This window comes from Micromonospora sp. NPDC005324, assembly GCF_040607155.1.
Lineage (GTDB): Bacteria > Actinomycetota > Actinomycetes > Mycobacteriales > Micromonosporaceae > Micromonospora > Micromonospora trifolii.
Window position 1 is genome coordinate 1 of sequence record NZ_JBEXGE010000080.1, and the last position, 10,571, is coordinate 10,571.

Annotated in this window: 9 protein-coding genes and 1 pseudogene; 8 read left to right on the forward strand and 2 right to left on the reverse strand. The window is 70.0% G+C overall.

The genetic code is table 11. The features are described 5' to 3' along the window. Nucleotides 1-91 precede the first annotated feature (91 nt). Together ABZS40_RS35645 and ABZS40_RS35650 are read left to right on the forward strand one after the other, a co-directional pair. Nucleotides 92-361, forward strand: a complete 270-nt coding sequence (locus ABZS40_RS35645) for a hypothetical protein (protein WP_354949036.1) — start codon at nucleotides 92-94, stop codon at nucleotides 359-361. Between the two features lie 188 nt (nucleotides 362-549). Then, nucleotides 550-3,981 (forward strand): family 16 glycoside hydrolase, encoded by a 3,432-nt coding sequence (locus tag ABZS40_RS35650; protein ID WP_354949038.1) that lies wholly within the window; start codon nucleotides 550-552, stop codon nucleotides 3,979-3,981. Between the two features lie 114 nt (nucleotides 3,982-4,095). Here the strand turns inward: ABZS40_RS35650 and ABZS40_RS35655 are convergent, their stop codons facing one another. Next, entirely contained in the window at nucleotides 4,096-5,421 is a 1,326-nt protein-coding gene (locus tag ABZS40_RS35655) for an MFS transporter (RefSeq protein ID WP_354949040.1), read from the reverse strand. A gap of 135 nt (nucleotides 5,422-5,556) precedes the next feature. Between ABZS40_RS35655 and ABZS40_RS35660 the strand changes: the two genes are divergently transcribed. Genes ABZS40_RS35660 through ABZS40_RS35680 form a run of 5 tightly spaced genes read left to right on the forward strand, consistent with a single transcriptional unit; the run spans nucleotide 5,557 to nucleotide 10,032 of the window. Further along, on the forward strand, nucleotides 5,557-6,606 hold the full coding sequence (locus tag ABZS40_RS35660; protein ID WP_354949042.1) for an iron ABC transporter permease: 1,050 nt from the start codon (nucleotides 5,557-5,559) through the stop codon (nucleotides 6,604-6,606). Then, the gene (locus ABZS40_RS35665; protein WP_354949044.1) at nucleotides 6,603-7,685 is read left to right on the forward strand and encodes an iron chelate uptake ABC transporter family permease subunit; all 1,083 of its coding nucleotides are present in this window, start codon (nucleotides 6,603-6,605) and stop codon (nucleotides 7,683-7,685) included. The genes ABZS40_RS35660 and ABZS40_RS35665 overlap by 4 nt, the downstream gene beginning before the upstream one ends. Beyond that, complete coding sequence (locus ABZS40_RS35670; RefSeq protein ID WP_354949046.1) at nucleotides 7,685-8,557, forward strand: ABC transporter ATP-binding protein; 873 nt, start codon at nucleotides 7,685-7,687, stop codon at nucleotides 8,555-8,557. Before ABZS40_RS35665 ends, ABZS40_RS35670 begins: the two co-directional genes overlap by 1 nt. Next, on the forward strand, nucleotides 8,554-9,021 hold the full coding sequence (locus ABZS40_RS35675) for a hypothetical protein (RefSeq protein WP_354949048.1): 468 nt from the start codon (nucleotides 8,554-8,556) through the stop codon (nucleotides 9,019-9,021). Before ABZS40_RS35670 ends, ABZS40_RS35675 begins: the two co-directional genes overlap by 4 nt. A 48-nt stretch (nucleotides 9,022-9,069) precedes the next feature. Next, nucleotides 9,070-10,032 (forward strand): ABC transporter substrate-binding protein, encoded by a 963-nt coding sequence (locus ABZS40_RS35680; RefSeq protein ID WP_354949050.1) that lies wholly within the window; start codon nucleotides 9,070-9,072, stop codon nucleotides 10,030-10,032. Nucleotides 10,033-10,150: 118 nt separating this feature from the next. Here the strand turns inward: ABZS40_RS35680 and ABZS40_RS35685 are convergent. Next, nucleotides 10,151-10,300: pseudogene (locus tag ABZS40_RS35685) on the reverse strand (transposase family protein); the annotation flags it as partial. 86 nt (nucleotides 10,301-10,386) lie between these two features. Here ABZS40_RS35685 and ABZS40_RS35690 point away from each other — a divergent pair. Continuing rightward, the coding region (locus tag ABZS40_RS35690; RefSeq protein ID WP_354949052.1) for a DUF808 family protein at nucleotides 10,387-10,571 on the forward strand (185 nt) is incomplete at its 3' end.

Below are 10,571 nucleotides of genomic sequence, written 5' to 3' on the forward strand. Positions count from 1 at the left end.
CATCGACCGGCGCAGCTACCAGGCCACCACCAGCATCGACATCATCCGCCCTGACCCTTGACGACCACACCAACCGCCTAACTGAACGGCGTTGGGACTAGCTCTGGAAGAACGGGTCGATGCCCCCCCGGAGGACTGGACGCCGCTCGCCCTCGCCGCCAGTCTGCAGGTCTGCCTTGCCGCGCCCAACCTGCTGATTCAGGAACAGAGCCTGGGCATTCACTACAACGAGAGCGCCGACCCGTACGACTACCTCGTGGACACCTGCGTGTTCTCCTACCGCGACGGCTGGGTCGCCAGGACGGGCCGGCTCTGGCGGCTGCGCGCGGTCGGCGAGGTGGCCGACTTCTGCTGCCGATGAAGGAACTTTTGCTTCAATGCTCTAAACATCTGTATGTTTCGATGAAAGTCGTTTAGAGTGTTGCCACACCATGGCATCGGGTTCAGTCGGCGTCGGCGTCGGCGACTCGTCCCTGCCTGACCCGGCGGCCGTGCTCTTCCGCGAGGTGCCGTCACCCCCGTCCCTCATCTTTCTCCCTTGGAGGAACCATGGGCACACGGCTGTTGCGCCGATTTCGCAGCCCTGTCCTGGCAACAATCACCCTCACCCTGGCCGCCACCGGTCTCTGGGCCGGTCCGGCCGGTGCCGCCCCCGAGCAGGAACCGGGCGTCACGCTGCGCGTGTTCGACGTCCAGGTGCCGCTTGCCGAGATCTGCACGCTGAAGCCCGCGCAGACCCCGAACGTGGACAAGTTGATGTCAACGATCAATTGGTCGTCGGCGGCGGATTTCGGTTTCGACAACAACTTCGTCTCGCAGGTGTTGGGCAACATCACCACGACTCAGGCTGGTAGTTACACGTTCCGGCTGAGCAGCGACGACGGGTCGAAGCTGACGATCGACAACGCTGTCGTGATCAACCACGACGGTTTGCACGGTGCGAACCCGCCGAAGGAGGGCACGGTCACCCTCACTGCCGGGCTGCACCCGCTGCGCATTGACCACTTTGAGCGGGATGGTGGGCAGCAGATCACCCTGGAGTGGAAGACGCCCGGCTCGTCGTCGTTCGTGGTGGTGCCGAACTCGGCGCTGAGCACCGACGCCGGTGTGGTGCGGGTGACCGCTCCGGGTCGTAAGGAGTGTGAGGGGGTCACTGATGCTCCCGGTGATGGTCTGCCGTTGGCCGGTGTGCACCCCGGGTACTCGTTGACCAACCTGCGGCCGGGTGGTTTCCAGCCGAAGGTCACCGGGATGGACTGGTTGCCTGATGGCCGGCTGGTCATCTCCACCTGGGGTGGCAGTGACCAGTCCGGTAGTTCCCAGGACGGCGAGGTGTACATCCTCGGCGGCACCGGTGGTACGACCGGGCCGGGCAGTGTGACCACCAAGAAGATCGCCGGCGGGTTGAAAGAGCCGATGGGTCTGAAGGTCGTCGACGGGATCGTCTACGTCTCGGAGAAGCAACGGCTGACCCGGCTGGTCGATACCAACAGCGACGAGGTCGCCGACCAACTCCAGACGGTGGCGACCTGGCCCTACGGCGGGAACTTCCACGAGTTCGCGTTCGGCCTGCTCTACCAGGACGGGTTCTTCTACCTGAACCTGTCGGTATCGATCAACTATGGTGGTAACACCACCAATCCACAGCCGGCCGCCAACCGGGGCACCACCCTGAAGGTCAACAAAGACACCGGCGCGGTCTCCTACGTCGCCGGTGGGCTACGCACCCCGCATGGAATCGGCTGGGGCCCGGAGGGCGGCATCTTCGTCACCGACAACCAAGGTGGTTGGTTGCCCTCGTCGAAGTTGGTGCACGTCAAGCAGGGCCGGTTCTTCAACCACTACATGAACCCGGCCGGCCCGTTCGACGCCAACCCGGCCACCCCACCGGTGCTCTGGATGCCGCAGAACGAGATCGCGAACTCACCCAGCACACCGCTGTACCTGACCACCGGCCGCTACACTGGCCAGTTCGTCATCGGCGACGTCACTTACGGCGGCCTGCAGCGGGCCTACGTGGAAAAGGTCAACGGCGAATACCAGGGCGCCCTGTTCCGGCTCACCCAAGGCCTCGAAGCCGGCACCTCCGAGGTCAATATCGGCCCCGACGGCGCCATCTACGTCGGCGGCCTCGGCGCCGGCGGCAACTGGGGCCAAGACGGGAAACTCTCCTACGGCCTGCAAAAGCTCACCCCCAACTCCACCAACACCTTCGAGATGCTGGCCATGCGCGCCACCGCCGCCGGCTTCGAGGTGGAATATACCCAGCCGGTGTCCACCGAAACGGCGGCGGATCTCGCCGCGCATTACAAGGTCAAGCAGTGGCGCTACGTACCGACTGCCGACTACGGCGGCCCCAAGGTCGACGAGGAGACCCTGACCGTCACCTCGGCCACTCTCTCGACCGACCGCAAGAAGGTCACCCTCGCCGTCGACGGTCGCAAGGCCGGCCACGTGGTCTATCTCCGCTCGCCCCGGCCCTTCTCCTCCGAGAGCGGCCAGTCGCTGTGGAGCACCGAGGCGTGGTACACGCTCAACGCCATCCCCGGCGGCACCCCGCCGCCGCCCAGTGGCGGGACCAACCTGGCCCTCAACAAGCCGGCCACCGCGGACAGCTCCTGCGCCACCGCGGAGGGCCCGGCCAAGGCCGTTAACGGCAGCGTGTCCGGCGGCAACACCGACAAGTGGTGCTCCACCGGCGCCGACCAGTACCTCCAGGTCGACCTCGGCTCCGCCCAGAACGTGAACCGGTTCGTCGTCAAGCATGCCGGCGCCGGCGGCGAGGACACCGCCTGGAACACGAATGACTTCACCATCGCCACCAGCACCGACGGGTCGAGCTGGACGACCCGCACCACGGTCGCGGACAACACCGCCAGCACCACGACGCACGACGTGGCCGCCGTCTCCGCCCGATACGTCCGACTGAACATCACCGCGCCGACCAGCACCACCGATCCCGCGGCGCGAATCTACGAATTCGAGGTGTACGGCGCGGCGGGCGGTGAATCGGGCGCGATCACCGGCGTCGGCGGCAAGTGCCTCGACGTCAACGATTCGGGCACCGCCGACGGCACGAAGATCCAGCTCTGGACCTGCAACGGCACCAACGCCCAGAAGTTCAGCCGGGTCGGTGACACCCTCCGGGTGCTGGGCAAGTGCCTCGACGTCGACAACGGCGGCACCGCCAACGGCACCAAGGTCCAGCTCTGGACCTGCAACGGCAGCGGAGCACAGGTGTGGCAGCCGCAGCCCAACGGCTCCATCCTGAACCCCCAGTCCGGCAAGGTTCTGGAGGCTGCCGGCGGCAGCACCGCCGACGGCACCCAGATCCAGATCTGGGCGTACGGCGGCGGCGACAACCAGCGCTGGTCGATCAACGGTGCCGGTGTCGAGCGCATCACCCTCTTCGACGGCGGCGGCCTGGACGCCTGGCAGAGCACCGGAGGCGGGGCGGCGACCTGGCCGGTGGCGAACGGCTCGACGGAGGTCCTGGGCGGCGACATCCGAACCAGACAGACCTTCGGTGACTTCCGGCTGCACGTGGAGTGGTACGAGCCGACCTACCCGTCGGACGTCACCGGGCAGGCGCGCGGCAACAGTGGCATCTACCTGCAGGACCGCTACGAACTCCAGGTCCTCGATTCCTACGGCGACACCTCGCTGGATAACACCGAGGCCGGATCCATCTACAGCCGCACCGCAGCCGACAGCAACGCCGCGACCGCCCCGCAGACGTGGCAGACCTACGACATCACCTTCCGTGCCGCCCGCTTCGACGGATCCGGCTCCAAGACCGCCGACGCCCGGGTGAGCGTCATCTGGAACGGCACACTTGTGCACAACGACGTGGCGATCTCCAGCCCGACCGGCGGCGGTGCGGCCGAGAGCGCGGCCGGCGGCCCGATTCGCCTGCAGGACCACGGCGACCCGGGTGCCAACGTCCGATACCGCAACATCTGGATCGAGCCGCTCAACTGATCCGTACCGACGAGCGGAAGATCTGACGCCGGGATGGCGGTGCGACGAGCGGCAAACCCGTTCATCGCGCCGTCATCCCGGCGCATGCCCAGGACGTCTGGACGGAGACCTGCCTCAGACTCCCGGATCGCGGACCTGGTGGGCGGACGGGGCCCACTGCTCGCCCAGCGGCACGGGACCCTCGGCCGGCCCGATGCCACTGCCGGGTGGGGCGGACGGATACCGGGGTGGCACGTCCAGGGTCCGTAGTGCCGGCAGGGGCGCGGCGACCACCGCTGCCAGCAGCAGAGCCGAGGCCAGGGCGAGGAAGGCGTTCCGTAATCCCAGCCACTGCACGAGCGGGCCGGTGAGGAGGTAACCGGCCGGGCCGGCGGCGTACGCGAAGGAGGTCATCACGCCGACCACGCGGCCGCGTAGCCGCTCCGGGGTGCGGGTCTGCATCGCGTAGTTCGACAGCGGGTTCACCGGACCGTATGCCAGGCCGATCAGTCCGGCGAAGGCGAGCATCGCCGGAAACGGCGGGAGGAACGCCAGCCCGAGCAGGGCCCCGCCGGTGATGAGCAGGGCCACGGCCATCAGGGTACGTCGTTTGATGAGCCGCCCGGCAGCGCTGGAGGCCAGTGCGCCGACCACGGAGCCGGCGCTCATCACCATCAGGACGATGCCGAGCCGAGCGGGTTCGCCCTGCCCGACGAAATAGGCGGGCAGCAGCACACCCTCGACGGGTAGGTACAGCGCGACCAGCACCATGGTGATCAGGGCGATGGTGCGCAGCAGCGGATCCCGCCAGACGAAGCGAACGCCCTCGGTGGTGCCGCTGATCAGGCCGGCGGGCGGCCGCTGCGGTCGGCCGGCGCCGGGCACCCGGACGGCCGCGACGAGGAGAACGGCCAGCGCGAAGCCGACGGCGGTGGCCCAGAAGGTCGGCACCGGTCCGATGGCGGCGATCAGCAGGCCGCCGACTCCGGGACCGACGAGGAAGGCGATTCCCCAGACGGCTTCGTGCACCCCGTTGGCTCGCTCGATACGCCAGCCGGCGCATTGGGCGGCGGCCGGGAGCAGTGTTTCCCGGGCGGTCAGCCCGGCCGGGTCGAAGACCGCACCAAGGGCGGCGAGCACCACGATCCAGCCGAGGTTCAGCCCGAACACGGCGTCGACGACCGGTATCGCGGCGACCGACAGGGCGGAGAGGCTGTCGGAGACCAGCGCGGTGCGCCGCCTGCCGAGCAGGTCGACGATCGTGCCCGAGACGAGGCTCGCCAGCAGCAGCGGTAGGGCGGCGGCCGCCGCGACCAGCCCTGCGGCGGTGGCACTGCCGGTGCGTTCGAGCACCAGCCACGGCAGCGCCACGATTGCCACGCCGTTGCCGATGCCGGAGAGCAGTGTCGCCGATTCGAGCAGCAACAAAGGGGTACGACGTGGCGCCGCCGACGTCCTCATGGTGTTGATCAGCCTCGTCCTTCGGCCAACGACGGCGTCGGGTGCCGTCGTTCACCGTCAGCTCGCCAGAAGTGAGCCACCCTCGCGTAGAGGCCCGATGTATTAGGTTAGCTACCCTCTTGCAGGGAGGTGGGGATGGTTGCGGTCGTGCTGGCCTCCCCGGCGCGAAAGTCAACTGTGACGTACCGGCGCCGGGTGGGAGCGGTGCTTTTGTGTCTGCTCGTGGTGGCCGTGGCGGCGGTGGCCAGCCTGGCGATTGGCGCCCGGGCGGTGTCGCTGGCCGAGATCTGGTCGGCGCTCAGCGGTGCCGACGGCACAGAGGGTGAGGTGATCGTCCGGTCGCTGCGCGTGCCGCGGACGGTGCTCGGCCTCGTCGTCGGCGGGTCGCTGGGAACGGCTGGCGCGCTGATCCAGGCGCACACCCGCAATCCGCTGGCCGACCCCGGCCTGCTCGGCGTCAGCGCCGGTGCCTCCCTGGCGGTGGTGTTCGCCATCAGTGTCCTCGGCCTACCCAGCGTCCTTGGCTACGTCTGGTTCGCGTTCGCCGGCGCGTTGCTGACCAGTGTGCTGGTCTTCGCGATCGGAACCCTCGCCGCCGGCCGCCGCACCAACGCCACCCCGCTCACGCTCGCCCTGGCCGGGACCGCCGTCAGCGCACTGTTCAGTGGCTTGACCGCGGCCCTGCTGCTGGTCGACGCCACCACGCTCGACGCATACCGGTTCTGGGTGGTCGGCTCGGTCACCGGCCGTGGCTACGACGTCCTCCTACCTGTGCTCCCCTTCCTGGCTGTCGGGCTGGCGCTCGCGTTCGCCCAGGCTCCGGCGCTCAACGCGCTCGGGCTCGGTGAGGACATCGCCCGAGGGCTCGGGCTGTCGCTCGCCCGGACCCGGCTGCTCGGCATCGTGGCCATCACCCTGCTCACCGGCGCCTCAGTCGCCACCTGTGGCCCGATCGCCTTTGTCGGCCTGGTGGTTCCGCACGTCGCCCGGCTCCTGGTGGGGCCCGACCAGCGGTGGCTGGTGCCGCTGGCCGGCCTGCTGGGCGCGGCGCTGCTGCTCGCCGCCGACGTTCTCGGCCGGGTCCTCGCCCCACCCGGTGAGGTGCAGGTGGGCGTGACACTCGCCTTCGTCGGCGCACCCTTCTTCATCGCGCTGGTCCGCCGCCGTCGAATGGCGGCGCTGTGACCCGCCTCGCCAAACGGCCGGCTCGCGCAGACCGACGGATCCGCGTCCTGCGCGTCGGTGACCGTTCGCTGGTGTGGCGGCCGCCGGTGGCGGCCGCCGCGGCCCTACTGCTCACCGTGCTGCTGGCAATCGCGGCGCTGGGCATGCTCGCCGGCGACATCCCGCTGAGCCCCACCGAGGTGCTCGCAGTGATCAAGGGCGGTGGCTCTCCGCTGGACCGAATGGTGGTAATGGAGCTACGCCTGCCCCGGCTGCTGACCGCGGTCGGCGTGGGTGCCGCCCTGGGCCTGTCCGGCGCGGTGACACAGTCGGTGACCCGGAATCCGCTGGCCAGCCCCGACGTGCTCGGCGTGACCGCCGGCGCGGGCACGGCCGCCGTGGCGGTGATCGTCCTCGGTGGAGGCGAGGCTGCCGGCTGGCTCGCGTGGCTCGGCCTGCCCGCGGCGGCGCTGGGCGGAGGGCTGATGACAGCCGCGCTCGTCTACCTGCTCGCCTGGCGCGACGGGGTGGACGGCAACCGCCTCATCCTGATCGGCATCGCGGTCGGCGCGCTCTGCCTGTCGGTCACGGCATGGCTGCTCACCCGGGCGAAGATCACCGACGCCGCCCAGGCCACGGTCTGGCTCACCGGCAGCGTCACCAACAGGGGTTGGGAACACGTGACGGCGGTGGCGGTGGCTCTCCTGCTCGCCGGGGGCGCTCTCTTCGCCGCCGCGCACACCCTCGACGTGTTGCGCTTCACCGAGGACACCGCCCGGGCGCTCGGCGTGCGGCTCCAGGCGGGCCGCGTACGCGTGGTCGTGCTGGCGGTGGTGCTCGCCGCAGTGGCGACCGCCGCCGCCGGGCCCGTCGCGTTCGTCGCCCTGGTCGCACCGCAGCTGGCGATCCGGGTGGTCCGGGTGCCCGGGCCGCCGCTGCTGCTCTCCGCGCTTCTGGGCGCCGTGCTGGTGGCGGGCGCCGACCTTGCCGCCCGCACCCTGCTGCCGGTCGAGCTGCCGGTGGGTGTGCTGACCGCGGTACTCGGCGCGCCGTACCTGCTCGCCCTGCTCCTGTCCCAAGCGCGGAAGGTGACCGCCTGATGAGTACCGGTGCTACCACCACGGCCAGGACGCCTCGGCTGCGGGCCACCGGGGTGACCCTCGGCTATGGCGATCGAACCGTCGTCGATGCCCTCGACCTCGATGTCCTCGACGGCGGCGTGACCGCTGTCATCGGGCCGAACGGGTGCGGTAAGTCGACCCTGCTACGGGCCCTGGGCCGGCTTCTCGCGCCGTCGGCTGGGGCGGTGCTGCTCGACGGCCGGCGCATCGACCGGTTGCCCAGCCGAGAGGTCGCCCGGGAGCTGGGGCTGCTCCCGCAGGCGCCAGTCGCGCCCGAAGGGCTGACCGTCGCGGACCTGGTGGCCCGCGGCCGTCACCCGCACCGCTCGTTGCTGCGGCAGTGGTCCCGTGACGACGAGGCCGCCGTCACCGAGGCGCTGGCCTGGACCGGCGTCGCCGACCTGGCCGAGCGTCCGGTCGACGAGCTTTCCGGCGGGCAGCGGCAGCGGGTGTGGCTTTCCATGGCCCTCGCCCAGGGCACCGACGTGCTGCTGCTCGACGAGCCCACGACCTACCTGGACGTGGCGCACGCGATCGAGGTGCTCGACCTGGTTGACCGGCTGCACGCCGACCGGGGGCGCACCGTGGTGATGGTGTTGCACGACCTCACCCTCGCCGCGCGGTACGCCGACCAGCTCGTGGTGATGAGCCAGGGCCGCATCGCGGCGGCGGGCGAGCCGACCGAGGTGCTCACCGCCGATGTGGTCCGCGAGGTCTTCGGCATCCGGGCCTCGGTCGTACCCGACCCGGTCAGTGGGCGGCCCCTCGTGCTGCCGATCGGCACCCGGCACGTCCACCCGCACCTGATCGAGCCCGCCGCCAACCTGACGACGGGTGGTGGCCGAGCGTGACCCAACTGGCCCGGACCGCTCAGCAGGTCGCCGCGCTGGGAGAGAACGGCGTCGACCGTGCCGGTGGCGGCGTGGTCGTGCGCATCGCGATCGCCGGACGGATCACGCCGGAGGCGGTAAACCGGTTCGCTGACTCCCTCGACCACGCCGTCAGCGGCGGTACGGCGTTCGCGGTGCTGTTCGACCGCCGGACGATGAGCGCACCCACCCGGGAGGGACGGGCGGCGCTGCACCGCTGGGGTCATCACGGACTTCCCCGCCTGGTGGGCCCCTGCGTGGCCTGGGCCGACCTCTACGACGAGCGGCGAGCAGCCTCCATCGCCCGCGCCGCCGCCACCCGGGCGGCCGCCACCCCGCGCGACGGCGAGCCCGACGAGCCACCCCCGCCGTACCCGCAGCGGATCTTCACCGACCCGGGGGATGCCCTGGGCTGGCTGCACCACCATCTGGCCGCGCTCGTCTGAGGCGCGGCACCGGATCCACCATCCACCACCAGAGAGTTGAGTACGAGAATGCGTATCACCCACCGTCTACGGGCCGGCGCTGCCGCCGTGGTCGCCGCCCTGTTGCTCGCCGGCTGCGGCGAGGCCGCCGCGCCGAAGGCCGCCGAGGAGCCGTCCGCGTCAGCCGGCGACCCGGGCGTGGTCGTCGCCCTGGACGACTTTGCCGCGATCAACGCGATCAGCCTCGGTGTGCAGCCCGACCTGGTGCTCGACGTGTTCGGCTACCAGACCTCCAAGACGTTGTGGACGGAGTTTGGGCTGAAGACCCAGCCGTACGGCGCCGAGCTCGACATCGAGAAGGTCATCGCTGCCCGCCCCGACGTCATCATCGGCTCGTCCATTCCCACAAACGTCTCCCAGCGCGACAAGCTGTCCAAGATCGCAAAGACGGCGATCGTCGACTACACCGCCGGCTGGCAGACCCAGCTCCGGCAGACCGCTGACGCGCTCGGCCGCACCAGCGACGCCGACCGCGTCATCGGGCGGGTCACCGGCGAACTGGCCACCCTCAAGAAGGACCTCGCCGCCTCCCCCTTCGCCGGCCAGCCCATCTCCGTACTCAGTAACAACCAGGGCATCTACTCGGTGCCCGAGCGCTCCGGGCTCGGCTCGCTGTTGCGCGACGCCGGTCTGGACCGACCCGCACCGCAAAAGGCGACGACCGACGCCACCAGCCCGTTCGTCATGGTCTCGGCGGAGGACCTCAAGAGCCACGACGGCAGCGCCGTCTTCCTGATGACCGGCGGCGCGTACGACCCGAAGCCCATCACCGACTCGCCGCTGTGGCCCCGGCTCACCGCAGTGGCCAGCGGCAAGGTGTACGAGGTCAATGCCGAACTGTGGTTCGGCACCTCCCCGTTCGCCGTCGACTGGATCCTCGATGACGTCCGCGCCGCCCTGCTCGGTCAGGGCCGCATCGGTACGGCCAACGAGGCCGGCCGCCGACTCCGCGAGTTCGTCGCCGTTCGATGAGCTTGTAAGACGACATCCCTTTGGTTCCACACCACGAGGTCCTCACCGGTTTTAGGAGCGGGAGAAGCGGGACGGGGTTGCTCCTCGATGGCGTGGGTGGGGGTTGCGGTCAGGTCAGGACTGGGCCGGGCAGCGCGGCAGAAGCCCAGATCAGCCGGGCTGCCGGATCAGCGTTGACCTGCACGTTCACGCCGTGACGGCGATGCCTGCCGGAGTAGGAGGCCTTCTGGTCGCTGAGACGGTCGATCGGGATCAGGGTGCCGTCGATACGACCGGGCGGTGGCGTGCCGCGCGCAGGGACCTGAGCGAGAATGGGCCAGTCCGGACTTTGTGCAACCCTGGAAGGACCCTCTCTTGGCCGGTGGACTCGTAGCCCTGCTGGATGACGTGGCGGTGCTGGCTCGCGCCGCTGCCGCGTCGATCGATGACATCGGGGCGGCCGCTGCGAAGGCCGGCGCCAAGGCTGCGGGCGTCGTCGTCGACGATGCTGCCGTGACGCCGCAGTACGTGCGGAGCCTGGCGGCCGAGCGCGAGTTGCC

Bases quoted from the DNA above. Each gene is read 5' to 3' on its own strand.
- ABZS40_RS35650 (WP_354949038.1), top strand. From the start codon at position 550: ATGGGCACACGGCTGTTGCGCCGATTTCGCAGCCCTGTCCTGGCAACA.
- ABZS40_RS35655 (WP_354949040.1), bottom strand. From the start codon at position 5,421: ATGAGGACGTCGGCGGCGCCACGTCGTACCCCTTTGTTGCTGCTCGAA.
- ABZS40_RS35660 (WP_354949042.1), top strand. From the start codon at position 5,557: ATGGTTGCGGTCGTGCTGGCCTCCCCGGCGCGAAAGTCAACTGTGACG.
- ABZS40_RS35670 (WP_354949046.1), top strand. From the start codon at position 7,685: ATGAGTACCGGTGCTACCACCACGGCCAGGACGCCTCGGCTGCGGGCC.
- ABZS40_RS35680 (WP_354949050.1), top strand. From the start codon at position 9,070: ATGCGTATCACCCACCGTCTACGGGCCGGCGCTGCCGCCGTGGTCGCC.